The sequence below is a fragment of the Mannheimia massilioguelmaensis genome (assembly GCF_000940515.1).
Classification (GTDB): domain Bacteria; phylum Pseudomonadota; class Gammaproteobacteria; order Enterobacterales; family Pasteurellaceae; genus Basfia; species Basfia bettyae.
Genome location: NZ_CDQL01000003.1, coordinates 70,047 through 95,904 on the forward strand (window position 1 = coordinate 70,047; position 25,858 = coordinate 95,904).

Sequence of the window (25,858 nt, forward strand, 5' to 3'; positions counted from 1 at the left end):
TTCCTATTTGAGTTTAAGTTCTTCTACAATGCGTTTTGCTGTAGCAAGTGGAAGCTGACCAATAATCGTTACTTCTTTCGTATCAAGGTTCTCATTATAAATAGTAAAGGAACCTTGTTTCCACACCTGCTCTTTTTGTTCAGGCAAGGCATTATTAGACACATAAATTGTGAATGAGAATAACCCATCGCTATATAAACGACTTTCTATTTTGTCGTTATCGGTTTTCTCACTACTATAATTAATCACTTCAAAACCTTCTGGCAACCAACCGGTTTTCCAACTTAGTTTAGCTGTTGGTAATGGCGATTTATTCAAGGATTGAGGAATGGGTAATTTGTTTAAGAAAGCGAGTAATGGCTCTACTATTTGTTCACCAATATAGTAATTTACTACTCTGAACCGCTCTAATAAATTGCCATCCTGATCTAACATATCTGAACCTAATAGTAAATCAGTCTCTTCATCAATAAAGGCAATATATTGATAGCGGAAATTATCTTTAGGCATAATTCTGATGGTTTGGACTAATTTATCTGCAACACGATTACGACCCATATTCACAAAATCATAATATTGATTAATTTTATCGAAATTCGCATTAATTAAATTAGGTAAGTTATCAATAATTTGAGTGCCTTGAATAGAGAAAGGATGATAACTAGGATGAAAATAACTGATCATTCCATCACGCTGCACAATTTCTTCTTTACCGCCCTCAAGAGTCACTAAATGAGCATAAGATTTATCTTGAACGTTAATATGGCTGTAACGATAAGTATCAATATCTGCCCCGACTTTTTGCATATAAGAAAGTTCGTAATTTAGTTTATCTTTAGCTTGTTGCATATTAATGAGCCATTGTTGAGGAGTAATCCCCTGCGCCCAAGTTGTAAATGATAAACTGGAAGCAAACAAAAGTGCGGTAAGTTTTTTAAACATATTGACAGAACCCTTTCTGAAGAGAATAAATAAATTCACCACCTTGAAGGTGGTGAATTATTTGTATCATATATGAATATGGATTATTTATGGTTTTGAACTGAGTCTGCATACACACGACGTTGTAGTTCATAACTTTGTAACATCGCACCAATGCGTTTATTTTTTTGTTCAAGTTGCTCTTGTGTCACCGCATCTTTATTTGGTGCGTTATAACTTACTTCTTGTACATTATTGCTAAATGGTAAGGTTTGTAACACAGGCGTATCGTTAGCAGTTTGAGAAGGCGCTGAATTGAAGGATTGAACTCCTAATACGGCAACTAAACAAACACCTGCTGCAACAGCGACTTGAACCATTGGAGCAAATAACGTTTTGAATTTTTGCATAAATGGTAAGTTTTCAACTTCTTCTGGTGTCGGTTGTGAAACTTTTATTTCTGCTTCTTCAGCAATCAATGATTCCATTTTTGCAGTAAAATCAGCACCTAAGAAAATATTGCTTTCTTCACGCATCACTGAACGAATAACATGATAATTAGACCAACTTTGTTGTAACTCATTATCATTACATAATTCTACTGTGATATCCTGATCAACTTGTTCACCATCAATATATGCTGAAAGTAACTCTTTTTGCATTTTAAACTCCAACTCGTTTTTATTCATTTACCGTTGAATGAGTGGTTGAATTTTGCTTTCAAGGATTTCACGAGCTCGGAAAATACGTGAACGTACAGTTCCTACGGGGCAATCCATGATCTCAGCAATTTCTTCGTAACTTAACCCTTCCATTTCACGTAATGTTATGACAGTTTTTAATTCTTCTTGTAAACTGTTAATTGTTTCAAAAACAACACGTTTTAACTCTGCCGATAGCATTTCATTTTCGGGACTATCAATATCCCTTAAATTACTACCTATATCATAGGTTTCTGCTTCATCAGCCAAAATATCTTCAGTTGGCGGACGACGACCTTGAGCAGTTAAGTAATTCTTTGCAGTATTTACTGCGATTCTATACAGCCATGTGTAGAAAGCACTCTCGCCACGAAACGACTCAATAGAGCGATATGCTTTAATGAATGATTCTTGTACGACATCGGGAATATCATTGCGTGACACATAACGGGTTAATAAACCTGCCACTTTATTCTGATAACGAGAAACCAATAAATTAAAGGCTTTCTTATCCCCTTGCTGCACTCTTTCTACCAAAGCCTGATCTGTTAGCTGTTCAGCCATATAACCTCTTGTTAATAACAAGCTCTAATATCAAGACAGCAAGCTTAAGTATTAGGTTAGAGCTTGTGAAAATAGAAAAGTTCACAGAAATCTAAAAAAAGCTAAATATTCTTTAGCTATAAGTTAGCTTTCTATGACAACTCCTTGTTTTTCAAGGATTAAATTAATCATATTTTGTAATTCTGAATCTGTTGCTTGAGCACGTTTAAACAGCCAAGAAAATAGTTGTAAATCAGTACAACCAAGCAAGCGAACAAATGTTGCTTTTTGTTGCGCTGTTAACTGCTCAAATTGGTCCAGATAAAATGGCATAATAATTTTATCGAGTTCAAGCATTCCTCGACGACAATCCCATTCTAATCTTAATTTATCGTATTCAGCCATATTTTTCTCACCAAATAAAAATCGCAGCATTATAGCCTTAAATGGGTTTAAAACACTAGCATTTGACTAGTTTTAGTTTAACCAACGGACAATTAATATCCCAATACTTGTACAAATTAAACAACCTAAAAGATGCGATGATATTACTGCTAGTCCGATTAACCATTTGTGTTGAAAGAAGTTTTCAATAACTTCAGAGGAAAAAGAAGAAAAAGTGGTTAAGCTACCTAGAAAGCCAGTAATGATAAAAAGTCGCCATTCTTGGCTAAATTGTGGATATTGCCAAATCATTGCAATCAGTAAGCCGATAATAAAACAACCAAGATAATTAGCTATCAAGGTTCCAAAAGCAAAATCTACAAATAGTGGATTGAGTAGTAAACCGATTATCCAACGTAAAGATGCCCCTAATGCAGCACCTGAACTAATTAGTAATAAGGATTGCCAAATCATTTAAGAAATCCCGAAGATTGCACGGATATAGCTTGCTACCGATTCATTACTATTTGAACCGATGCGTTCATGATCAGGTAACTCACTGAATAATCTTGGATCGGCATTTTGCATAATACAGCCTTTGCCCACTTCACTGAGCATTTCTACATCATTCATACCATCGCCAAAAGCGATACAATCAGCTAGTTGATAATCACGTTGTTCAATTAAATGTGAAAGTGCGGTAGCTTTTGAGACATTTTTATTCATCACTTCTAAGCAAGTTGGTGTGGAATATACAATAGAAGTGAATTGACCAAAACGCATTTTCAATTCTTGCTCTAGTTCAGCCAAATCTTCAGCATTTTTCCCAATAAAGAAAACTTTTTCTGTATCCTGTCCGTGGTGTTTGCTGAAATCCACAATTTCATACATAAAACCAGAGGCTTGATGATATTTATGTAACATTGGAACATCTTTATTAATAAACCAATTATTATTTTGATAGCTATTTAAACATATGCGTGAAGTATCAAATTCCGTTTGCATTACTTCAAATGCTATGTCCTCTGGTAAGAAATTACTGTAGAGGCGGTTTCCTTGTAAATCATGGATTTGAGCACCGTTAGAGGTAATCATCGCTGCATTTTTAATTTTCATTCGGCTAAGAGTTGAAGCCACATCTGTGTAACCTCGTCCAGTGGCCATTACAATATCTATACCTTTCTTAGCCACTTTTTCAAGGGTATCTACAGTAAAATCGCCGACAATATGATTTGTATTAAGTAAAGTACCATCCATATCAGACACAATGGCACGAAATGGAAATTGTTGCATAATCCTAGCCTAAATTAATAATATTTTTTCTATCATAACAGAATAATGGTATTGAGTTTACTGTTATCTATTGAAATAAATCAGAATGAAATTGTGTAAAAACCTAACAATAATAAAATTTTCTAAAAAATGACCGCACTTTGATTAATAAAAGCACAACTAAATACTAGATTAAAGGTTAAATCTCGTTATAATGAAAAATCACACAACATAAAAAATACAACAATTAAAAAAATAAAATAGGAAGTAAAATGAATGGAGCAAATCTTGTAATTGAGTGTTTGAAAAAACATGGTGTTGATACCGTCTTTGGTTATCCTGGTGGGGCAATTATGCCGATCTATGATGCACTTTATGATGGCGGTATTAATCATTTATTATGTCGTAATGAGCAAGGCGCATCTATGGCAGCCATTGGTTATGCACGAGCTTCTGGTAAAACGGGCGTTTGTATTGCAACTTCTGGTCCTGGAGCCACTAATTTAATCACTGGATTAGGCGATGCGTTAATGGACTCAGTTCCTGTCGTTGCTATTACTGGCCAGGTTGCTAGTGCATTAATTGGCACTGATGCCTTTCAAGAAGCTGATGTATTAGGGCTTTCATTGGCTTGTACGAAACATAGTTTCATTGTACAAAATGTTGAAGAATTACCTAAAATTATTGCAAAAGCATTTAAAATTGCCCAAAGCGGCCGTCCTGGCCCTGTACTTATCGATATTCCTAAAGATGTGCAATTTGCTGAATCTTTAGCTCTTCCCGTTGTTTATGCTGTGGATAAACCCGCAGTACTTTCAAAACAAGATCTAGAAAGTGCGGTAGCTTTATTAAAAAATGCTAAACGTCCCGTGGCTTATATTGGCGGTGGTGTAGGTATGGCAAAAGCTGTTCCCGCGTTACGTGAATTTTTAAATATAACAAAAATGCCAAGTGTTTCAACTTTGAAAGGTTTGGGGGCAGTGCCTGCAGATAATCCTTATTATTTAGGGATGATAGGTATGCATGGTACTAAAGCTGCTAATTATGCTACTCAAGAAGCAGACTTGTTAGTGGTTCTCGGTGCTCGTTTTGATGATCGAGTAACAGGTAAATTATCTACTTTTGCAACAAATGCAAAAGTGATTCACGTGGATATTGACGCAGCAGAAATTAATAAATTACGTACTGCAACTGTTGCATTAAGAGGTAATTTGAATCAAGCCTTGAAAGCATTCAGCTTTGCTCTAGATATTGCACCTTGGTGTAAAGATGTTGAACGCTTAAAACAAGATTTTGGTTTTCAGTATGGTGAGAATGAAGGTGATCAAGATATTAATCCCTTATTCTTACTTCATCGTGTATCCCGTTTAAAAGATGAGAATGCGGTTGTCGTTACTGATGTGGGACAACACCAAATGTGGACAGCACAACATATGCAATTTACAAATCCTGAGAATTTTATTACTTCTGCTGGGTTTGGCACTATGGGATTTGGTTTGCCAGCTGCGATAGGTGCTCAAAAATCACGTTTACAGGATCAAGTGATTCTTGTTTCTGGTGATGGCTCTATTATGATGAATGTGCAGGAATTAGGAACAATTAAACGTGCACAAACCCCAGTAAAAATTCTATTAATGGATAATCAACGTCTGGGTATGGTTCGGCAATGGCAATCTTTATTCTTCCGTGGTCGTCATAGCTCAACAATTTTAGATGATAATCCTGATTTTGTAACTTTAGCCGCTGCCTTTGGCATTAAAGCCGAGCGGATTGAAAAGGCGAGCGATGTGAATGGGGCAATTGATCGTCTATTAGCAAGCAAAGAAGCCTATTTATTACATGTTTGCATCCATGAAGATGAAAATGTATGGCCTTTAGTTCCACCAGGTGCTTGTAATGCTGAAATGATCGAAGAAATGATCTAACCCTATTACTTAATTAAGAATTTTCTTTTTATTTACTGAATGGAATCAAGTTGGAGAAATCTATGAAAAATGAAATGACTATTGTTGCCAATCATTCCCCTGAAACTTTAGAACGTATTCTACGCGTCGTTCGTCATCGAGGCTTTACTGTAACAAATATGAGAATGAGTTTAGAGAGCGGTAAAATCTGGTTAGATTTGAGTATTCAAGGTGATCGCGATATGTGTTTATTAGCTCATCAGTTAGCTAAATTAGAGGATGTAATTGATGTGACTGCTGATGAAGAATGTGCTTTCGATGATGTTAACCATTCAGAGGTTAACTATAAAGACGTTGGATAAGTTTTTATTTTCCAGTTGAACTGGAATTACCTAACAAATTTACTTGGAGATTTTTTATGCCTAAATTACGTTCAGCGACCAGTACACAAGGTCGTAATATGGCAGGTGCACGAGCTTTATGGCGTGCAACAGGAATGAAAGAAAATGATTTTGGTAAACCTATTATTGCAGTGGTTAACTCATTTACTCAATTTGTACCTGGTCATGTACATTTGAAAGATATCGGGCAATTGGTGGCTCGAGAAATTGAAAAAGCAGGTGGTGTAGCTAAAGAGTTTAATACGATAGCAGTGGATGATGGTATTGCTATGGGGCATGGTGGCATGCTTTATTCATTGCCTAGTCGAGATTTAATTGCTGATAGTGTGGAATATATGGTAAATGCACATTGTGCTGATGCTATGGTATGTATTTCTAATTGTGACAAAATTACTCCAGGTATGTTAATGGCAGCAATGCGTTTAAATATTCCGACTATCTTTGTCTCAGGTGGACCAATGGAAGCGGGTAAAACTAAGCTTTCAGATAAATTAGTGAAATTAGATTTAATTGATGCAATGATTCAAAGTGCTGATGCGAATGTATCAGATGCTGATGTTGATGCTATTGAAAAATCAGCTTGCCCGACTTGTGGTGCTTGTTCTGGTATGTTTACTGCAAACTCAATGAACTGTTTAACAGAAGCACTAGGTTTAAGCTTGCCTGGTAATGGCTCAATGCTTGCTACTCATGCAGACCGTAAAGAATTATTCTTAAGAGCAGGTCGTGAAATTGTAGATATTTGTCGTCGTCATTATGAACAAGATGATTACAGCTTATTACCTCGTTCAATTGCGACTTTTGAAGCTTTTGAAAATGCTATGAGCTTGGATATTGCTATGGGGGGCTCAAGTAATACAGTTCTTCATTTGTTAGCTGTGGCCCAAGAGGCAGGTGTAAATTTCAAAATGGCGGATATTGACCGTTTATCTCGTGTAGTGCCTTGTTTAAGTAAAATTGCACCAAACACTAACAAATATCATATGGAAGATGTTCATCGTGCTGGTGGCATTATGGGTATTGTGGGTGAATTAGATCGTGCAGGGTTAATCCATAATCAAGTAAAAACTATTCTCGGGTTAACGATGGAAGAACAGTTAAATCAATATGATATTATGCGTAATAAAGATGCTGATTTACATAAATTCTTCCGTGCGGGTCCCGCAGGTATTCGTACCACAGAAGCTTTCTCACAAGATTGTCGTTGGGATACTGTGGATGATGATCGCCAGTCTGGTTGTATTCGTGATCGAGCACATGCCGTTACTGAAGAAGGGGGCTTAGCTGTATTATTCGGTAATATCGCAAAAGATGGTTGTATTGTTAAAACTGCGGGTGTGGATGAATCAATTTGGAAATTTACAGGTAAAGCGATTGTATTTGAAAGCCAAGAGGATGCTGTTGCGGGGATTTTAGGTGGTAAGGTGAAGGAAGGATATGTAGTGGTTATTCGTTACGAAGGCCCTAAAGGTGGTCCAGGTATGCAAGAAATGTTATATCCAACTAGCTACTTAAAATCCATGGGTTTAGGTAAAAAATGTGCCCTATTAACAGATGGTCGTTTCTCTGGTGGAACATCAGGATTATCAATTGGACATGCTTCTCCAGAGGCTGCTTCTGGTGGTGCGATTGGTTTAGTCAATGATGGCGATATTATTCAAATAGATATTCCAAATCGTTCAATTAACTTAGCAATTTCAGAGGAAGAAATGGTAGCACGCTACGCAGCAATGAAAGCTCGTGGTGATAAAGCATGGCAACCATTAAGTCGTAATCGTGAAGTTTCATTCGCCTTAAAAGTATTTGGGCATTTTGCCACTTCTGCGGATAAAGGTGCGGTACGAGATAAAACAATGTTGAAATAATCAACAAGAAAGGCAGGCTATGATGTCTGCCTTTATTATCGGAGATTTATGAATTTTAAAGGCTATATTGAAATGAAAAATTTATTAAGTAATCCTCAACCTAGTAATAGCGAATATGTGAACGCTATTGTTAAACTTGGCTCAAAAGTTTATGAAGCGGCAGTAGTTACGCCGCTACAAAAAATGGAAAAATTATCTGCACGCTTAAATAATCAGATTTGGATTAAACGTGAAGACCGTCAACCAGTTAATAGTTTTAAATTACGTGGTGCTTACGCCATGATTTCAAGTTTAACAGAAGCACAAAAACAAGCTGGGGTAATTACTGCTTCGGCTGGTAATCATGCACAAGGTGTGGCACTTTCTGCAAGTAAAATGGGGGTTAAAGCCTTAATTGTGATGCCACAAAATACCCCAAGTATTAAAGTTGATGCTGTGCGTGGTTTTGGTGGTGAAGTATTATTATACGGTGCTAACTTTGATGAAGCGAAAGCTAAAGCTATTGAGCTTTCCGACACTAAAAAAATGACCTTTATTCCCCCTTTTGATCACCCTTTAGTCATTGCTGGTCAAGGTACTCTTGCCATGGAAATGCTCCAACAAAATTCAGAATTGGATTATGTCTTTGTACAAGTCGGTGGTGGTGGTTTGGCTGCTGGGGTTGCCGTATTACTTAAACAGTTTTGTCCAGAAATTAAGGTCATTGGCGTAGAATCAAAAGATTCAGCTTGTTTAAAAGCTGCTTTAGAGAGCGGTCAGCCAACTAATTTAACGCATGTGGGCTTATTCGCAGATGGTGTTGCAGTTAAACGTATTGGTGATGAAACCTTCCGTGTATTACAAAAAAATCTTGATGATGTGGTACTCGTGGATAACGATGAAATTTGTGCGGCGATGAAAGATGCTTTTGAAAATGTGCGTGCCGTGTCAGAGCCTTCAGGTTCACTTAGCATTGCTGGAGCGAAAAAATATCTTAAACAGCATAATATTGAAGGTAAAAATGTTGCTGTAATTCTTTCAGGTGCAAACCTAAATTTCCATACGTTGCGTTATGTATCAGAACGTTGTGAAATTGGTGAAAATCACGAAGCTTTATTAGCGGTAACTATGCCTGAAAAAGCAGGAAGTTTCCTTGCTTTTCGTAAATTATTAGGTGATCGTGCAGTAACCGAATTTAGTTATCGTTATTCAGAACAACAAAAAGATGCTTGTATGTTTGTTGGGGTTCGCACAGCCAATGAAGCGGAGAAAGTGGAATTAGTAAAAGAACTTAGCCAACAAGGTTATAACGTAGAAGATATGTCAGATGACGATATTGCAAAAACTCATGTTCGTTATATGATGGGCGGGCGTGTTTCTCAAGCGGCTAATGAACATTTATATAGTTTTGAGTTTCCTGAACAAAAAGGTGCTTTGTTGAAATTTCTAGAAATTCTAGGAACAAGATGGAATATTTCATTGTTCCATTATCGAGCTCATGGGGCAGATTATGGAAATATTCTTGCAGGCTTTCAATTATTAGAACATGAGATTCATGCTTTTCAACAAGCATTAACTGAATTAGGCTATGTTTATCAGGATGTTTCCCATAGTAAGGCTTATCGCTATTTCCTAAGTTAATTATTTTTATAATATAAAAAATGTTCTGTGCCTTAGGTTACTACTATTATAGCAACCTAAGGCATAGATTTTTTATGCGTATTTATAGTAACTATCATCATTTTATTCTGAATAATTCCAAAATATTAATCAATTAGCACAAGCATTATACAAACATATTTGTTATCATAGCGCGCTAATCTGGGAAAATAAGTAGTCATATAAACAAGCGAATTTTTGCAGATTTTGAGTTCGATTATATTTGTGAAGTGAAGTAATCGTTTGCGTTATTCGCTTGATATATAAAGACCTAAAAATGTGATCTATGTCACAGTAATTAAAGAACAATTTAGATACAACTACACGACCAGAAAGCTAATTAAGGAGATTCCACTATGCAAGCTTCGTTACAAGATATTCTTGATGTGGTAAAAGCAAAAAATTTAACCTATCAACAAAAATTAATGAGTTTAGGAAATATTGCTGAACGTTTATTTAATCCAATTGAATTACTCGGCTATACAAAAGAAGAATGGGAATATATTGAAAATCAAATGATTTGTGATTTAAATGAGGGTTATGCGATTTATCGTCCTCGTTATATTCTTCCTGACTATAATGTTTATATGAAAAAAGGTTGTAAATTTCTAGATTTACCTCCTCCAACTAATTTAGATGAAGCCTTAGATGGTTTATTAATTATTTATTCACATGTTCCATCCATCACAACTTTCCCTGTTTATATTGGCCGCCTAGATGTATTGCTTGACCCGTTTATCACCGATGAAGAGCAAGATTACATCAAAATCAAACGTTTCTTAAATCATATTGATAAAACCATTGCAGATTCATTCTGCCATGCTAATGTTGGTCCTTATGATACCAAAGCGGGTCGCTTAATTTTAAAAGCCGTAATTGAGCTAGAAAATACCACACCAAATATGTCCATTCGTTATGATAAACAAAAAACTTCCCGTGAATTTGCTGAACTTGCAGCAAAAGCTTGCTTGCTAGTTTCTAAACCATCTTTTGCTAATGATGCTTACTATACTCAAGATTTAGGCGAAGAATATGGTATTGCTAGTTGCTATAATGCGTTACCAGAATGTGGCGGCGCTTATACTTTAACGCGTTTACGTTTAGGAACCATTGGACGTGCTTGTTCAAGTTTAGATGAAATGGTCAATGAATTATTACCTAAAGTGGCAAATCTAGCCCTTTCTACTATGGATAAACGTCATAAATTCTTAGTAGAACAAAGTAATTTCTTCGAAAGTAGCTTCTTAGTGCAAGAAGGTTTTATTAAGCGTACTAACTTTACTAGTATGATTGCTATTGTTGGGCTTGCTGATGCAGTTAATCACCTTCTTAAACAAGAGGGTTTGGATGAAACCTTTGGACAAAGCAAACGTGGTGATGAAATGGCAACCTTAATCATGGATAAGTTGCAATCCCTCAATGATGCTCACAAAGGACTTTATGTTGAACGCACCAATAATCAATATTTGTTACATGCTCAAGTCGGTGCTAATAATCATGAAGAAGATAAACTCAATACACCTGCCCACCGTATTCGTGTTGGTCAAGAGCCGACATTATTAGCGCATTTAAAACAATCTGCACCATTCCACAAATATTTCCCATCTGGTACAGGTGATTTATTTGCTTTCGATCAAACTTACACGGATCACTTAGATGCTGTGGTTGATATTATTGATGGTTCTTTTGCACAAGGTTATCGCTATATTACAACCTACCTAAAAAATACTGATTTGATTCGTGTAACAGGTTATCTCGTGAAGAAAAGCGAGGTAGAACGTTATCGTAAAGGCGAAGCAGTATTACGTGATACTACTTGGTATGGTGCGGGTACTGATGATTGTGCGAAAGTATTCGATCGTCAATTGCGTGACGAAGAAAATGTGAATGCGAAATAATTGAGCACATAATGACCGCACTTTCGGACATTTTTGTGCCACTACATCGTATTATTCCTTTTTCCAATGTGGAAGGACAAGGAAATCGCACAAGCATTTTTCTACAAGGTTGTAAGCTGAATTGCCTTTATTGCCATAATCCAGAAACGATTCCTCGTCATACGGAGGAGGCGAAACAAGTCAGCTTACAATATTTATACGATCAAGTGATGGAGGCTGTTCCCTTTATTCGAGGTGTTACCGTTTCAGGTGGCGAGCCAACCATCCATCACAAAAAATTAGTGCCATTATTTGAAGCCCTTCATCAGCAAGGGCTAACTTGCTATCTTGATAGCAGTGGCTTTTTTGAGTATGAGGTTATTAAACCACTCATTGAGGTGACGGATAAATTCCTATTTGATTTAAAAGGAGATGGTATTGGTTTACAAAGCCTTTGTTTTGATCGCAAAAATCAGCAAGGCAAAGTGCCCATCCAAGTTATTCCAACCCTTGAACGTATGAAACCTGAAAATTTGGCTCGCAATTTACAAAATTTATCGCAATTATTACCGCTCGGTAAAGTAGAAGAGGTGCGTTTAGTCTACCTAAACGACTTTTATGATGCGCATCATTTGATTCAAAAAGTGGCAAATTTACTCACTCCATATCCTCATGTATTACTCAAAATTATTCGAGTACATACTAAAGGGGCAAGGGATGAAGAAGGGCTGAAGCCTTTTGTGCCTACTATTGAACAGACAGATCAGTTAGCCACTTTTGCTAAACAGTGTGGAATTAGAAAAATCACTACTATTTATTAATTACTTATGGAGACCATATATGGATATATTGATCAGCGTTATCGGTATTTTCGTTCTACTTGCCCTCGGTGCATTATTATCAAATAATCGTCGAGCGATTAATTTTCGTACTGTATTTGGTGCATTAGCTATCCAAATCGGATTTGCAGCACTGATTCTTTATGTACCCGCAGGACGAGATGCATTGCTTGCAACGGCTAACGGCGTAAGCAAAGTGATCAATTACGGTAATGAAGGGATTTCTTTTGTGTTTGGTAATTTAGCCGATCCAACTAATAGCAGCATTGGCTTTGTTTTTGCAGTGAAAGTATTGCCTATTATTATTTTCTTTTCTGCATTAATTTCAATGCTCTATTATATCGGTGTGATGCAATGGGTAATCAAAATTATTGGTGGGGCTTTACAAAAAGTATTAGGAACTTCAAAAGCCGAGTCTATGTCAGCTGCCGCCAATATCTTCGTTGGGCAAACTGAAGCGCCTTTAGTCGTTAAGCCTTACATTAGTCGTATGACTGCATCTGAACTTTTTGCAATTATGGTTGGTGGGACAGCTTCTATCGCAGGTTCAGTAATGGCAGGTTATGCAGGAATGGGCGTTCCTCTCACTTATCTTATTGCAGCATCTTTTATGGCAGCACCCGCGGGCTTGTTGTTTGCGAAATTAATGTATCCACAAACTGAAAAGTTGGTGAGTGAAGTAGATGATAATATTGAGTTAGAAAAACCAAACAATATTGTTGAAGCTTTGGCAAATGGCGCAAGTTCAGGCGTCACATTAGCTATTAATGTTGGTGGTATGTTAATTGCTTTTATTGCAGTTATTGCTCTTCTTAATGGTTTAATTGGAGGCATTGGTAGTTGGTTCGGTTATGAAGATTTAACGTTGCAAATTTTACTTGGCTATCTCTTCCAACCATTAGCCTTTGTGATTGGTGTGCCATGGCAAGATGCAGATATTGCTGGCCAAATGATTGGTATGAAATTAGCGGTAAATGAGTTTGTTGGTTACCTTGAATTTGCAAAATATTTGCAACCTGATGCCATTGTACAATTAAGTGATAAAACTAAAGCAATTATTACCTTTGCATTATGTGGTTTCTCTAACTTTAGTGCGATAGCGATTCTCATCGGTGGTATTGGTAGTATGGCGCCTAATCGTCGTTCAGATATCGCTCGTCTTGGATTAAAATCAGTTATTGCAGGTACTTTAGCGAATTTAATGAGTGCAACTATTGCTGGTATCTTTATTGGTTTAAGTGGTGCTGCATTAGGTTAATGAAAGCATAATCAGAATTAATAAGATCCAAGTTTAGATAAAGATAAAAGTGCGGTAATAATTTTTAAAATTGTTACCGCACTTTTTCGTTATCGAGAGGTAAGAATAGTTTCTTTATCGAGAAGTTAATTAGTTTTTAATTGATTCCAATATTTTTCATAAATCTCTGTTGCATTGCCCACATCTGATTGAAAAATACCTTTTTCAATTTCTGTTGCAGGTGGAAAGAGTAAAGGATTATTTGCATTTTCAGCACTTAATAAAGCTTTTACACCTTCATTTGGCATTGAGAATCCCATTCTTTCTATAATCACTTTGGCATGTTCAGGGCGTAACATAAAGTCGATAAATTTATGTGCACCCTCAATATTACGTGCATTTTTAGGAATCGCATAGTTATCCATCCAGAAAATTGCGCCTTCTTTTGGATAGATAAATTTAATATCAGGGTTTTCTTTAGCTGCCATATAAGCAGAACCATTCCAAATCATCCCTAAATCAACTTCGCCTTGAATATAAGGCAATTCAGGCGTATCTGAATTAAATGCGGCAACATTTGGTAAAATTTTAGTTAATCGTTCATAAGCCGTTTTAATTTCATCTTCACTTTGTGTGTTAGGAGATTTTCCATCTAATAATAAAGCGATGTGGAACACCTCACGTGAATCAGCAGTTAATAACACTTTACCTTTAAATTGTTCTTTCCATAAATCGCCCCAGCTGGTGATTTGTTTTGGATCAATTACCGAAGTATTTACGGCAATACCCGTTAGACCATAAACGTAAGGTAAGGAAAATTTATTTTCAGGATCAAAATCTTTATGTAATAAGTTGGTTGGGATTTGTTTAACATTTTTCAATTTACTCTGATCAATTGGAGCAAGCATATTCTCTTTTATCATTTTACTGATGTAGTAACTTGAAGGAAAAACTAAATCGTATCCTGGTTTATCAGCCATTAATTTCAGTTTTGAAAACATTTCTTCATTGCTTTCAAAAGTTGAATAGTTGACTTTAATACCAGTTTCTTGGGTAAATTCGGCGACTAAATCTGATGGAATATAGTCTGTCCAGTTATAGATATACAACTCTTCTTGAGCTGCAAAGAGGGAAGTTGAGAAAAACGTTGCTGCAGTTACAAGCCATGCTCGGATTGAACGAGTGAATTGTTTTGTCATTTAAATGCCCTTATAGTGCGGTAACCAAAATAAAAATTTTTTAATTTCTCCTACTCTCTGTTCTCTAAAACATAATAAATCGGATTTTTACCGATCTAGAGTAAAATCGCGGCGAACTATAGCATACTTTACCTGTTTATGCCCCTAATTTATGAGCTATTGATTGACATCTGATCAGAGGATAGTAAGATTGCCGCAAAATTTATGGAGAATATGACTTTATGTTGGAATTTGCACATCAAGAACACATCAAAACTTATTATTATGATTCTCGTAATCAAGACATTAAGCAGCCTGCATTAACGGATCATCAATTGGCTGATGTTTGTGTGATCGGTGCGGGGTTTGGTGGGCTTTCCGCTGCATTAGAACTCGCTGAGCGTGGTAAAACGGTTATTGTGTTAGAGGGGGCTCGTATTGGCTTTGGTGCTTCAGGTCGAAGCGGTGGGCAAGCAATTAATGGCTTTGAAGATGGTATTGATGAATATGTGAAAGAACTCGGTTTGGAGCAAACTCGCAAATTATGGGAAATGTCTTTAGAAGCTATCGATATTATCGATGAGCGAGTGGCGAAATATAACATTCAATGTGATTGGAAAAAAGGTTATGCAACCCTGGCGTTAAATAATCGCCGTATGGATGATTTGATTGCTATTGAAAAAGCCAGCCATGAAACTTTTGGCTATAGCAATATGCAACTATGGGATAAAGCTCAACTTCAGCAACATCTTGGTAGTGATATTTATGTGGGTGGATTATATGACACCAATTCAGGTCATTTACACCCTCTCAATTATTGCTTAGGTTTGGCTAAAGCTTGTTTAGATCTTGGCGTACAAATCTATGAACAATCTCCTGTAATTGATTTAGAGATTAGCCCATCAAAAGTGGTGGTTAAAACAGATCGAGGAGTTGTCACTGCGGCTAATGTGGTTATTGCTACGAATGCTTATGTGGCTGATTTACCTTATCGTATTCAACATGGTACGGCACGAAAAATTCTTCCAGTTGAAAGTTTTATTATTGCTACTGAGCCTTTATCGCCATCCTTAGCTGATAGTGTTATTAATAATGGTATGTCAGTGTGTGATAACAATCTTTTATTAGATTATTACCGTTTAAGTGCGGATAATCGTTTATTATTTGGTAGTGACTCTAGTACTAATGTGGATATGGTGCAGGTCATGAGACAAAATATGCTACATGTCTTCCCACAATTAGAAAATGTCAAAATTGATTATGGTTGGGCGGGCCCCATTGATATGACTATAAACTCAAAACCTTGTTTTGGTCGTATTTCGCCAAATGTTTTTTATGCTCATGGTTACTCTGGTCATGGCGTTGCTTTAACGGGAATTGCAGGACGTGTGATTGCAGAAGCAATTGAGGGTGATGATACACGTTTTTCTGTTTTTGAAAGCTTAAAAGTACCTTCTATTTATGGCGGACGCATAATAAAAAATCTCGCTACTAAAATTGGTGTGAAATACTACAAATTATTAGATAAATATCGCTAGTGTTGTGTGTTTTTCAACCTTAAACAGTGAATAAAAACCTTATTAGTTTGATTAATAAGGTTTTTTATTTATCAATTGATTAATAATAGCTAGATTTCACGGTTCTTTTTCTTCTTTTTATATAAACTCTAGTTCTATTTAATAAAATCTTATAGATAAAATGAATAAAAAAATTTTTAATTTTTTTACCGCACTTTTAAAAAGTTCCCATTGTTTTTGTGATTAAGATCACGATTTGAATGATTTCTTATAACATTTCTTGCCTTATTTTTATAAATACATATGATTAGTATCGATAATTAATAGTGATATTGAGAATCGTTATATTTAAATATAACTAAATGGAATTTAAAAAGCGTTAAAAGGAATTATTTATGTTGATGAAGGGTAAACTTTCAACAATTACATTATGCATATTCAGTTATTGTCAATTTAGCTATGCAGACCATAGCACTTCAACAAGTTTAGATACCATTCAAGTTTCTGCCGAAGCACAATCCATACATGATGAAGTACAATCTCATAAAGTGGGTGAAACCGTAAAAACCGCAAAAACCTTGGCAAAACAACAAGTTGGTGATGCCAAAGATTTAGTACGTTATGATCCAGGCGTTACAGTGGTAGAAGCTGGGCGTTTTGGGCAAAGCGGTTTTGCGGTGCGCGGTGTAGAAGAAAACCGTGTTGCCATTCAAATTGATGGCTTAACACAAGCGGAAACCATTTCATCTCAAGGCTTTAAAGAATTATTTGAAGGTTATGGCAACTTTAATAACACCCGTAATAGTGCAGAAATAGAAACATTAAAACAAGTTACCATTCATAAAGGGGCGAATTCTATTAAAGCAGGTAGTGGAGCATTAGGGGGTTCTGTGGTTTTCGAAACTAAGGATGCACGTGATTTTTTAACAGAAAAGAATTATCACTTCTCTTATAAACGTGGTTATCAGTCAGCCTCTAATCAAAACCTCAATACCTTTACCGCCGCAGGGCGCTATAAATGGTTTGATTTTCTTGTGGTTCGCACAGAGCGTAAAGGCCATGAAGAAGAAAACTATGGCTATCGTTATTATGATGGCAATGTTCAAGGAAGACAACGAGAAAAAGCCGATCCTTATCGTCGTAAACTAGAAAGTACATTACTTAAATTATCATTTCAACCGAATGAAAATAACCGCTTAACCGTTGCCGCAGATTTATATGATGCCACCTCAAAAGGGCATGATTTTTCTTATACCTTAAAAAGTTCTAATCTCATCAAAGATTGTAAGGATGCGCATTGTATCGAAAAAGAATTGCGCCATACCAATGATCAAGTAAAACGTAAAAATTATTCATTTGTTTACGAAAATTATTCAAGCAATCCTTTCTATGACACACTACGGGTAGCTTATTCTAACCAACATATCCGCACACGTGCGAGAACAGATGATTATTGCGATGGTAATACCAATTGCCAAGGATTTAGTAACCCGTTAGGTTTACATTTTAATGAAAATAATCAATTAGTTGGCAATGATAATAAACCTGTAGAATATAAAAATACACCTGCAGTTATAAAGAAAGAAACGACCGTTGTAGAAAAAGTGTTTAAAGCAACGAGCCGTGATCGCTATTGGCATTTCGGATTACGTTCTGAAATTAGTGCATATCAAGAACTCTTAAAAAAACAATATAATACAAAACAAGTATCTTATGAAGCGTTACCCGTTAATGAAAAAGGTGAAGGTATCATTAAATATGAAGTAACTCAAAGTAAAGAAACTGCTCCAGCGGATAAGCATTTGACCATCAATGGTAAGACATATAAAGATGATGCGCTTCAATTTAGCCCAGTTCAATTTAATTCCACTTATACCTCTTTAATTTTAGCCTGTGATCAGGCTGGAGGAGTAAATTGTCAAAAAGATACGGTTGAAGCATTTGGATCAGATGGCACGATTAAACACTTGCCTTTTACCGTAGAAACCTTAGCTTCTGGAGAGAAAGTGGCTAAAATTACTGCTCAAAATGAAGAGAGTGCAGATACTGCACCAAGTTTAATCCTGCCTGTTGGAAAAGGTTATTTAGAAAATATTTGGACAGAACGTGATTTAAATACCATGACTCAACAAGTTAATCTAGATCTGACGAAATATCTTCAAATAGGTAGTACAGAACATAATTTATCTTATGGTGGGTTATGGTCTAACTCGAAAAAAGAAATGGTGAATCATTCAGGTGATAGCGTCATTACTAAAGGCTGGTGGGCGCTTTATCCAACTGATTGCCAAAATAGTACAGATAAATATAATTCTCTCTGTAATAATCGCAATACCTACTCTTTCTTGATTCCAGTGAAAACCAAAACCGTGGCATTGTATTTTGCTGATGATGCTCAAGTAAATCAATATTGGGGTTTTGATTGGGCATATCGTTATGACCGAATTAAACATTCACCTGAATATATTCCAGGGGTGACACCAAAAATTCCTGATGGCATGGTCAATGATTTATATACAAGAGAACCGAATTTTAATCGTTTAAACTATACCGATCCTGCAAATGATACCTTAAGAACAGCAAATGCCAATGCCAATATTCGTGAAATTGCGAAGCGGAAGAAATTTTCTGCTAGTTCTTATTCATTGGGGTTAACCCTCGATCCATTAGATTGGTTAAAAATTCAAGCAAAATATAGCAAAGGCTTCCGAGCCCCTGCTGGTGATGAAATTTATTTCACCTTCTTGCACCCTGATTTCTCTATTGAACCGAATAGAGACTTAGAAGCAGAAACTGCGAAAACCAAAGAATTAGCCTTTACTTTCTATAAACCTTTTGGTTATTTAATGGCAAGCGTGTTTCGTACAGATTATAACAACTACATTGATTTAGCCTTTAAATGTCGTAGTGGTGAAAATGGTTGTCGTCAATTAAGTGGGCGCGGTCTTGGTTATCCATTGTATAAAAATGTGAATAGACCAAGTGCCAAAGTGACGGGTTTTGAATTACAAAGTAAATTATTGCTAGGTGAAATTACACCAAGATTAACAGGTTTTAGTGTAGGTTATAAATTTACTTACCAAAAAGGCAAAATGGCATATGATCCAAACATTGACAAATATCGCCCAACGGATGGTTATATTCCGATGAATGCAATTCAGCCACCAACTTCGGTAATTAATTTAAGTTATGTTCATCCAGATAATTATTTTGGTGTGGATTTTTATATGACTCATGTAAGTCATAAAAAAGAAAAAGACACCTATAACCGTTATCACGGCGAACAGCAGGCTGCGAACAGTTATATGAAATGGCGTAGTGATGCATATACTTTATTTGATGTCGTCAGTTTTGTAAAACCAATTAAGAATCTTACTTTACAAGCGGGATTATATAATTTAACCAACCAAAAATACGCAACTTGGGATTCAATTCGTTCCATTAAACCGTTCGGTACCTCTAATTTGATTAATCAAAATACAGGTGCGGGAATAAATCGTTTTTATTCACCAGGCCGTAATTTCCGCTTAAGTGCAGAGATAACTTTCTAATAAAATTTTAGAAAAAGAGACCGCAGTTTATATAAGCCATTTGGAATGTTATTTCAAATGGCTTTTTAATTTATATCCGTAACATGTTGATTCATTAACTTATGAGCTAAGGCCATTTTCTGCTCTTTTTAGTCCGGAGCATAATTCTATTTTTGTATAATAATAAATTGATTTATTTTTACTATTAAGGTTTAATGTAGCGTATATGCTTTAATTTAGCGTATTAACTATATGTTCTCATAAAATAAATATACGTGCTAAGGAGGTGCTATGCAAAATAGCGCATTGATGATGGATTTTTATGCCCTCACCATGGCGAACAGTTATTTTGAGCAAGGTAGAAAAGATGAAATGGCTTACTTTGATTATTTCTTTCGCCGCGTACCTGATGAAGGTGGTTATGCCGTATTTGCAGGTTTAGAACAAGTCCTCTCTTATCTTGAGCAATTGCGTTTCACCGCTCAAGAAATTGATTTTTTACGTCATAAAAATCTCTTTTCCGAAAGTTTTCTTGATTATCTCAAGCAATTCCAGTTTCGTGGTGATGTTTGGGCGGTTAAAGAAGGCACGGTAGTTTTTCCACATGAACCTTTAGTCATTATCCGTGCGCCCATTATCCATTGTGCATTGATTGAAGCCTTTTTGTTATTTACCCTTAATCATCAAACGTTAATTGCGACCAAAGCAGCTCGTATTGTGAGTGTGGCACAAGGGCGTAAAGTTTTCGAACTCGGGGCAAGACGTGCACATGGTGGAGATGCAGCGCATTATGGTGCAAGAGCGGCTTATATTGCGGGGATAAATGGCACATCAAATGTGTATAGTGATTTTATCTGTGGTATTCCCTCATTAGGTACGATGGCACACGCTTATGTGCAAAGTTTTAATCATGAATACGACGCTTTTTTACAATATGTAAAAGATTATCCTGATAATAGCATATTGTTAGTAGATACTTATGATACCTTAAAACAAGGCATTCCTAATGCAATAAGAGTTCATAAAGAATATTTAGCTCCTCTTGGCTATTCTCTAAAAGGCATTCGTATTGATAGTGGTGACTTAGCTTACCTAAGTATTCAAGCACGTAAAATGTTAGATGAGGCAGGTTTAACCGAAACGCAAATTACCGTTTCCAATTCTCTAGATGAATATTCAATTAAAGACTTATTATCACAGGGCGCGAAAATTGATAATTTCGGTGTCGGTGAGCGTTTAATTACAGCGAAAAGCGAACCTGTATTTGGTGGTGTGTATAAAATTGTTGCTTTAGAAAAAGATGGAAAGCTTATCCCTAAAATTAAATTAAGCGAGACCTTGCAAAAAACTACAACTCCTGGGTTTAAAAATTTATGGCGTTTATATGATAAAAATCATAAAGCGATTGCTGATGTGATCACTTTACATGATGAAATGATTGAAGGCGGTCAACCTTATCGCTTATTTGACCCTGAATATACTTGGAAAACTAAGCAAGTCACCGATTTTGTTGCGGAACAAAAACTCTTACAGTGGTTTAGTCAAGGCAAGAGAATGATTGATTTTCCCACTTTAGAAGCCATCCGAACTTACTGTCAGCAAGAAATTCAATCTTTATGGGAAGAAGTGAGACGGCTAGAAAAACCTCATGGTTATTATGTGGATTTATCACAAGAACTCTGGACATTAAAACAAGAGCTTATTAAAAAACATTCAGGTAAACAAAAATGAAAACAGCAGCTTATGTAGATTATTTAGTCGCCTGGTTAGAAAACCAACGGACAGAACTTTATGGCATGGATGGTTATACTTTAGGCGTGAGTGGTGGTATTGATAGTGCGGTGTGTTTGCATTTATTAGCACGTACCAATGCCCCAATTCAAGCCTTAGTTTTACCCGCAGCGGTGAGCAGTCAAGAAGATGTAAATGATGCGCAAGCCGTCTTAAAAAGTGCGGGAGTTTCTGGGCAAATTATTTCCATTGCACCTTGGTATGATTTGATTATGGCACAATTACAACCTGCCTTATATGCAGAGCCTGAACGTGTAAACGTACTCAAAGGCAACTTAATGGCTCGTTTACGTATGATTGCTTTGTTTACCACGGCACAAAGTCATCGTTCTATCGTATTAGGCACAGATAATGCAGCGGAAATACTAACAGGATATTTTACCAAGTTTGGCGATGGTGCGGCGGATGTGTTACCTTTAGCAGAGTTACGCAAGGAACAAGTGTTTGAATTAGGGCGTTATCTTGGTGTGCCTAAATCAGTATTAGAGAAAAAGCCGAGTGCAGGCTTATGGGAAGGTCAAACCGATGAAGGTGAAATGGGCGTGACCTATGCAGAAATTGATGCTTATTTGCGTGGTGAACCTGTGAGTGAACAAGCCTTAAAACAAATCCAATTTTGGCATAATCGATCACATCATAAACGCATGTCACCCCCAAAACCCATGGGTTTAGATGAGTTTAAAGGTAAATAAATGATAAAAATGTCCCTTGTTTCCTAGGGACTTTTTTATGATTCTGACTAAGAATTATTTTTCATACCAAATCTTATTTACATACAATATCACCTTTCCTGAAGGTATTTCTACTCGCACTTCATCATCTATTTGTTTTCCAATTAATGCTCGAGCAACGGGCGAATCAATAGAAATCCAGTTTTTAGCAGGATCAAACTCATCACAACCAACAATGCGATATTGTTTCACTTCGCCTTCTTCATTTTCTAATTCAATCCAAGCGCCAAAGAACACTTTGCCCTCTTGTTTGGGATGATAATCTACAATCTGCAACACTTCTAAACGCTTAGAGAGAAAGCGAACTCGGCGATCAATTTCACGTAAACGACGTTTACCATAAATATATTCGGCATTTTCACTGCGATCCCCCATTGCTGCAGCTTCAGATACCGCTTGTGTAACTTTAGGCCGTTCATCTTTCCATAAATATTTCAGTTCTTGGTCGAGTACATTCCAGCCTGCTCGAGTAATGTAATTGGATTTAGCCATAATATTGATCAATTCCCTATAAAAGTGCGGTCAATTATACCTGAATTTTAATAAATATTTGAGCCACTCAGATAAAACCAGTATGCTATGCACAATTTTGTAACATGGAAATATTAGAAATACGATGTTAAACCAACAAATTAGTCAAATTATTGCAACAGAACTCACGGTTCAACCTCAACAAATTTTAGCCGCTATTCAATTACTTGATGATGGTAATACAATTCCATTTATTGCACGTTATCGTAAAGAGGTGACGGGGGGGTTAGATGATACCCAATTACGTCATTTTGAAACACGTTTAATTTATTTACGTGAATTGGAAGAGCGCCGCCAAACTATCCTGAAATCTATCAATGAGCAAGGTAAATTAACGGATGAATTGCGTGATAAAATTAATACCACACAAAGTAAAAATGAATTAGAAGATTTATATTTACCTTATAAACCCAAACGTCGTACTAAAGGTCAAGCCGCTATTGAAGCTGGGCTTGAACCTTTAGCAGATTTATTATGGACTGAGCCTAGTTGCGATCCTGAACAAGCAGCAGAAGGTTATATTGATGCAGATAAAGGCGTAATAGATAGTAAAGTTGCATTAGATGGCGCACGTTATATTTTGATGGAACGTTTTGCGGAAGATGCAGAATTATTGGCAAAAGTTCGTCAATATTTGCAAAAAAATGCGGTGATTGTTTCCAAAGTAATTGAAGGCAAAGAAACTGAAGGTGCAAAATTCCAAGATTATTTTGATCATCAAGAATTGCTAAAAAATGTGCCATCGCATCGAGCATTAGCTATGTTTCGTGGACGCAATGAGGGAATTTTACAACTTAGTCTAAATGCCGATCCTGATGCTGAGGAAGGCAGTCGTCATAGCTATTGTGAAGAAATTATTCGTGAACATTTAGCAGTACATTTAAGCAATCAGCCTGCGGATAAATGGCGTGAACAAGTGATAGCTTGGACATGGAAAATTAAAGTATCACTGCATTTAGAAACCGATTTGATGGGAGCATTACGTGATAAAGCAGAAGATGAGGCAATTGATGTTTTTGCTCGAAATCTGACTGCACTTTTAATGGCAGCTCCTGCGGGTGCGAAAACGACTATTGGTCTTGATCCGGGTTTACGTACAGGAGTTAAGGTTGCAGTGGTGGATAACACGGGTAAATTATTAGCAACAGACACCATTTATCCACATACAGGCCGTATGAATGAAGCTATGATTTCACTCTATCAATTAGGGAAAAAATATCAGGCTGAGTTAATCGCTATTGGTAATGGTACCGCTTCTCGTGAAACTGAACGCTTTGCTAAAGATGTGTTAAAACAATCCTCAGATTGGACCGCACAAACTGTGGTTGTCAGCGAAGCTGGAGCATCGGTTTATTCTGCTTCTGAATTTGCTGCAACAGAATTTCCTGAATTAGATGTCTCTTTACGAGGTGCAGTTTCAATTGCTCGTCGTTTACAAGATCCCCTTGCAGAGCTAGTGAAAATTGAACCCAAAGCAATTGGCGTGGGGCAATATCAACATGATGTGAACCAAACTCAATTAGCTCGTAAGCTTGATGCAGTGGTAGAGGATTGTGTAAATGCCGTAGGTGTCGATATTAACACGGCTTCTGCCCCCTTATTAACTCGTGTGGCGGGTATGAGCAAAGTGCTTGCACAAAATATTGTAGATTATCGAGATGAAAATGGTCGTTTTGATAGTCGCCAACAGCTTCTAAAAGTACCACGTTTAGGACCAAAAGCTTTTGAACAATGTGCTGGCTTTATGCGCATTGTTGATGGTAAAAATCCACTAGATGCTTCTGGTGTTCACCCTGAAGCTTATGCTGTGGTAGAAAAAATCCTACAAGCCACCGAACAATCTATTCAAGATTTAATGGGCAATGCCAATGCAGTTCGTCAGCTTGATGCAAAACAATTTACTGATGAACAATTTGGTTTGCCAACGGTTCAGGATATTTTTAAAGAACTTGAAAAACCAGGTCGTGACCCACGTGGTGAATTTAAAACAGCTACCTTTATGGACGGTGTAGAAGATATCACGGACTTAAAACCAGGTATGATTCTAGAAGGCACGATTACTAACGTGACTAACTTTGGTGCCTTTGTGGATATCGGTGTTCATCAAGATGGCTTAGTGCATATTTCGTCACTTTCCGATAAATTTGTGGAAGATCCTCATCAAGTAGTGAAAACCGGTGATGTGGTGAAGGTAAAAGTATTGGAAGTGGATGTGGCACGTCGTCGTATTGCCTTAACCATGCGTTTAGATGAAAGTGCGGTAAAAAATTCTGAAAAATCTGACCGCACTTTATCGGTTAAATCTCGCCAAAATGATAGTCAATCACGTACAAATACACAACGCCAAGAACGTGCTCTAGGTAATAACCAAAGGTTCGCTAATAATGCTTTTGCAGATGCGTTGAAAAACTGGAAAAAATAAGCTTTTTTACAAGGCGATGGTATTCATATGGATTGTTTAACTCACAATCCATATGTATTGCTGATATTATTTACAATAAACATTATTGTTTAGCAAATTGCACTAGTGTCGGTTTCACAATTTTTCCATAATCTTCCGTATTTAAAATGATAGAACGTTCTAAAGTGCCTGCATTAAAAGCGAGTTCGTCGTAACGTTCTAGCAAACTTGGATCAGCTATCAACATTAAACTTTCATGAAAGCTAAAAGGTGGGATAGCGCCAAATACGCAATCAGTCAATTCGGTTACTTCCGCGGGGCTTGCAAGTGAGGCTTTTGTGCCTCCTAAGTACTCAGCAATTTTGCTCAAATCAGCTTGACGATCTGCTGGCAGAATAGCAAGTACTGTTTGCTTTACGCCATTCCCTTTTATTTTACACACAAGGGCTTTTGCGCCTTGCCCTAATTCTGTGCCTCTGATTTTCGCTACTTCTTCTGATTTACCTGCTGTTGGGTGTTCTACTACTCGGTAGCGTGCTTGCTGTTGATTTAAAAGTGCGGTTAGTTTTTGAAAAATTTGTTCAGACATATGATATT

At 36.7% G+C, this 25,858-nt stretch carries 21 protein-coding genes; 12 read left to right on the plus strand and 9 right to left on the minus strand.

Annotated features, from left to right (window positions below; genetic code table 11):
• Positions 1-3: 3 nt before the first annotated feature.
• The 6 genes from rseB to BN1226_RS00640 form a co-directional block, all read right to left on the minus strand.
• Complete coding sequence (gene rseB / locus BN1226_RS00615) at positions 4-942, minus strand: sigma-E factor regulatory protein RseB (protein WP_044469574.1); 939 nt, start codon at positions 940-942, stop codon at positions 4-6.
• 83 nt (positions 943-1,025) lie between these two features.
• Positions 1,026-1,583 carry a sigma-E factor negative regulatory protein gene (locus BN1226_RS00620; protein ID WP_044469575.1) on the minus strand — a complete coding sequence of 186 codons (558 nt, stop codon included), beginning with the start codon at positions 1,581-1,583 and terminating at the stop codon, positions 1,026-1,028.
• A 27-nt stretch (positions 1,584-1,610) separates the two neighbouring features.
• The gene (gene rpoE / locus BN1226_RS00625) at positions 1,611-2,186 is read right to left on the minus strand and encodes an RNA polymerase sigma factor RpoE (protein WP_044469576.1); all 576 of its coding nucleotides are present in this window, start codon (positions 2,184-2,186) and stop codon (positions 1,611-1,613) included.
• Positions 2,187-2,309: 123 nt separating this feature from the next.
• Positions 2,310-2,570 (minus strand): FAD assembly factor SdhE, encoded by a 261-nt coding sequence (locus BN1226_RS00630; RefSeq protein WP_044469664.1) that lies wholly within the window; start codon positions 2,568-2,570, stop codon positions 2,310-2,312.
• A 72-nt stretch (positions 2,571-2,642) separates the two neighbouring features.
• Positions 2,643-3,023: a fluoride efflux transporter CrcB gene (gene crcB, locus BN1226_RS00635; protein WP_044469577.1), complete on the minus strand. Its 381-nt coding sequence runs from the start codon at positions 3,021-3,023 to the stop codon at positions 2,643-2,645.
• Positions 3,024-3,842: a Cof-type HAD-IIB family hydrolase gene (locus tag BN1226_RS00640; protein ID WP_044469578.1), complete on the minus strand. Its 819-nt coding sequence runs from the start codon at positions 3,840-3,842 to the stop codon at positions 3,024-3,026.
• A 251-nt stretch (positions 3,843-4,093) separates the two neighbouring features.
• On the opposite strand from BN1226_RS00640, the gene ilvG reads away from it, so the two are divergent.
• The 7 genes from ilvG (at position 4,094) to BN1226_RS00675 (ending at position 13,603) form a co-directional block, all read left to right on the plus strand.
• On the plus strand, positions 4,094-5,746 hold the full coding sequence (gene ilvG, locus BN1226_RS00645; RefSeq protein WP_044469579.1) for an acetolactate synthase 2 catalytic subunit: 1,653 nt from the start codon (positions 4,094-4,096) through the stop codon (positions 5,744-5,746).
• A 62-nt stretch (positions 5,747-5,808) separates the two neighbouring features.
• Positions 5,809-6,087: an acetolactate synthase 2 small subunit gene (ilvM, locus tag BN1226_RS00650; protein ID WP_044469580.1), complete on the plus strand. Its 279-nt coding sequence runs from the start codon at positions 5,809-5,811 to the stop codon at positions 6,085-6,087.
• 56 nt (positions 6,088-6,143) lie between these two features.
• Positions 6,144-7,991 carry a dihydroxy-acid dehydratase gene (gene ilvD / locus BN1226_RS00655; protein WP_044469581.1) on the plus strand — a complete coding sequence of 616 codons (1,848 nt, stop codon included), beginning with the start codon at positions 6,144-6,146 and terminating at the stop codon, positions 7,989-7,991.
• 72 nt (positions 7,992-8,063) lie between these two features.
• Positions 8,064-9,611, plus strand: a complete 1,548-nt coding sequence (gene ilvA, locus BN1226_RS00660; RefSeq protein WP_044469665.1) for a threonine ammonia-lyase, biosynthetic — start codon at positions 8,064-8,066, stop codon at positions 9,609-9,611.
• A 374-nt stretch (positions 9,612-9,985) separates the two neighbouring features.
• On the plus strand, positions 9,986-11,527 hold the full coding sequence (locus BN1226_RS00665; protein ID WP_005760747.1) for a YjjI family glycine radical enzyme: 1,542 nt from the start codon (positions 9,986-9,988) through the stop codon (positions 11,525-11,527).
• 11 nt (positions 11,528-11,538) lie between these two features.
• Entirely contained in the window at positions 11,539-12,327 is a 789-nt protein-coding gene (locus tag BN1226_RS00670) for a 4Fe-4S cluster-binding domain-containing protein (RefSeq protein ID WP_044469582.1), read from the plus strand.
• A gap of 19 nt (positions 12,328-12,346) precedes the next feature.
• Complete coding sequence (locus tag BN1226_RS00675; RefSeq protein ID WP_044469583.1) at positions 12,347-13,603, plus strand: NupC/NupG family nucleoside CNT transporter; 1,257 nt, start codon at positions 12,347-12,349, stop codon at positions 13,601-13,603.
• A 125-nt stretch (positions 13,604-13,728) separates the two neighbouring features.
• On the opposite strand, the gene BN1226_RS00680 is transcribed toward BN1226_RS00675, so the two are convergent.
• Positions 13,729-14,781, minus strand: a complete 1,053-nt coding sequence (locus tag BN1226_RS00680; RefSeq protein WP_044469584.1) for an ABC transporter substrate-binding protein — start codon at positions 14,779-14,781, stop codon at positions 13,729-13,731.
• Between the two features lie 221 nt (positions 14,782-15,002).
• On the opposite strand from BN1226_RS00680, the gene BN1226_RS00685 reads away from it, so the two are divergent.
• The 4 genes from BN1226_RS00685 (at position 15,003) to nadE (ending at position 22,290) form a co-directional block, all read left to right on the plus strand.
• On the plus strand, positions 15,003-16,298 hold the full coding sequence (locus BN1226_RS00685; RefSeq protein WP_044469585.1) for an NAD(P)/FAD-dependent oxidoreductase: 1,296 nt from the start codon (positions 15,003-15,005) through the stop codon (positions 16,296-16,298).
• 374 nt (positions 16,299-16,672) lie between these two features.
• The gene (locus BN1226_RS00690) at positions 16,673-19,828 is read left to right on the plus strand and encodes a TonB-dependent hemoglobin/transferrin/lactoferrin family receptor (protein WP_052506664.1); all 3,156 of its coding nucleotides are present in this window, start codon (positions 16,673-16,675) and stop codon (positions 19,826-19,828) included.
• 270 nt (positions 19,829-20,098) lie between these two features.
• Complete coding sequence (locus tag BN1226_RS00695; protein WP_044469586.1) at positions 20,099-21,538, plus strand: nicotinate phosphoribosyltransferase; 1,440 nt, start codon at positions 20,099-20,101, stop codon at positions 21,536-21,538.
• The gene (gene nadE, locus BN1226_RS00700; RefSeq protein ID WP_044469587.1) at positions 21,535-22,290 is read left to right on the plus strand and encodes an NAD(+) synthase; all 756 of its coding nucleotides are present in this window, start codon (positions 21,535-21,537) and stop codon (positions 22,288-22,290) included. The genes BN1226_RS00695 and nadE overlap by 4 nt, the downstream gene beginning before the upstream one ends.
• 54 nt (positions 22,291-22,344) lie before the next feature.
• On the opposite strand, the gene greB is transcribed toward nadE, so the two are convergent.
• On the minus strand, positions 22,345-22,821 hold the full coding sequence (greB, locus tag BN1226_RS00705; RefSeq protein ID WP_044469588.1) for a transcription elongation factor GreB: 477 nt from the start codon (positions 22,819-22,821) through the stop codon (positions 22,345-22,347).
• A 124-nt stretch (positions 22,822-22,945) separates the two neighbouring features.
• On the opposite strand from greB, the gene BN1226_RS00710 reads away from it, so the two are divergent.
• On the plus strand, positions 22,946-25,282 hold the full coding sequence (locus BN1226_RS00710; protein WP_044469589.1) for a Tex family protein: 2,337 nt from the start codon (positions 22,946-22,948) through the stop codon (positions 25,280-25,282).
• Positions 25,283-25,364: 82 nt separating this feature from the next.
• Here BN1226_RS00710 and BN1226_RS00715 read toward each other — a convergent pair whose 3' ends face one another.
• The gene (locus BN1226_RS00715; protein WP_044469590.1) at positions 25,365-25,850 is read right to left on the minus strand and encodes a YbaK/prolyl-tRNA synthetase associated domain-containing protein; all 486 of its coding nucleotides are present in this window, start codon (positions 25,848-25,850) and stop codon (positions 25,365-25,367) included.
• Positions 25,851-25,858: the final 8 nt, after the last annotated feature.

Bases quoted from the DNA above. Each gene is read 5' to 3' on its own strand.
- BN1226_RS00675 (WP_044469583.1), top strand. From the start codon at position 12,347: ATGGATATATTGATCAGCGTTATCGGTATTTTCGTTCTACTTGCCCTC.
- BN1226_RS00620 (WP_044469575.1), bottom strand. From the start codon at position 1,583: ATGCAAAAAGAGTTACTTTCAGCATATATTGATGGTGAACAAGTTGAT.
- rseB (WP_044469574.1), bottom strand. From the start codon at position 942: ATGTTTAAAAAACTTACCGCACTTTTGTTTGCTTCCAGTTTATCATTT.
- BN1226_RS00690 (WP_052506664.1), top strand. From the start codon at position 16,673: ATGTTGATGAAGGGTAAACTTTCAACAATTACATTATGCATATTCAGT.
- BN1226_RS00670 (WP_044469582.1), top strand. From the start codon at position 11,539: ATGACCGCACTTTCGGACATTTTTGTGCCACTACATCGTATTATTCCT.
- rpoE (WP_044469576.1), bottom strand. From the start codon at position 2,186: ATGGCTGAACAGCTAACAGATCAGGCTTTGGTAGAAAGAGTGCAGCAA.
- BN1226_RS00695 (WP_044469586.1), top strand. From the start codon at position 20,099: ATGCAAAATAGCGCATTGATGATGGATTTTTATGCCCTCACCATGGCG.
- ilvA (WP_044469665.1), top strand. From the start codon at position 8,064: ATGAAAAATTTATTAAGTAATCCTCAACCTAGTAATAGCGAATATGTG.
- nadE (WP_044469587.1), top strand. From the start codon at position 21,535: ATGAAAACAGCAGCTTATGTAGATTATTTAGTCGCCTGGTTAGAAAAC.
- greB (WP_044469588.1), bottom strand. From the start codon at position 22,821: ATGGCTAAATCCAATTACATTACTCGAGCAGGCTGGAATGTACTCGAC.
- BN1226_RS00630 (WP_044469664.1), bottom strand. From the start codon at position 2,570: ATGGCTGAATACGATAAATTAAGATTAGAATGGGATTGTCGTCGAGGA.
- ilvG (WP_044469579.1), top strand. From the start codon at position 4,094: ATGAATGGAGCAAATCTTGTAATTGAGTGTTTGAAAAAACATGGTGTT.
- BN1226_RS00640 (WP_044469578.1), bottom strand. From the start codon at position 3,842: ATGCAACAATTTCCATTTCGTGCCATTGTGTCTGATATGGATGGTACT.
- BN1226_RS00710 (WP_044469589.1), top strand. From the start codon at position 22,946: ATGTTAAACCAACAAATTAGTCAAATTATTGCAACAGAACTCACGGTT.
- BN1226_RS00665 (WP_005760747.1), top strand. From the start codon at position 9,986: ATGCAAGCTTCGTTACAAGATATTCTTGATGTGGTAAAAGCAAAAAAT.
- crcB (WP_044469577.1), bottom strand. From the start codon at position 3,023: ATGATTTGGCAATCCTTATTACTAATTAGTTCAGGTGCTGCATTAGGG.
- ilvD (WP_044469581.1), top strand. From the start codon at position 6,144: ATGCCTAAATTACGTTCAGCGACCAGTACACAAGGTCGTAATATGGCA.
- ilvM (WP_044469580.1), top strand. From the start codon at position 5,809: ATGAAAAATGAAATGACTATTGTTGCCAATCATTCCCCTGAAACTTTA.
- BN1226_RS00715 (WP_044469590.1), bottom strand. From the start codon at position 25,850: ATGTCTGAACAAATTTTTCAAAAACTAACCGCACTTTTAAATCAACAG.
- BN1226_RS00685 (WP_044469585.1), top strand. From the start codon at position 15,003: ATGTTGGAATTTGCACATCAAGAACACATCAAAACTTATTATTATGAT.
- BN1226_RS00680 (WP_044469584.1), bottom strand. From the start codon at position 14,781: ATGACAAAACAATTCACTCGTTCAATCCGAGCATGGCTTGTAACTGCA.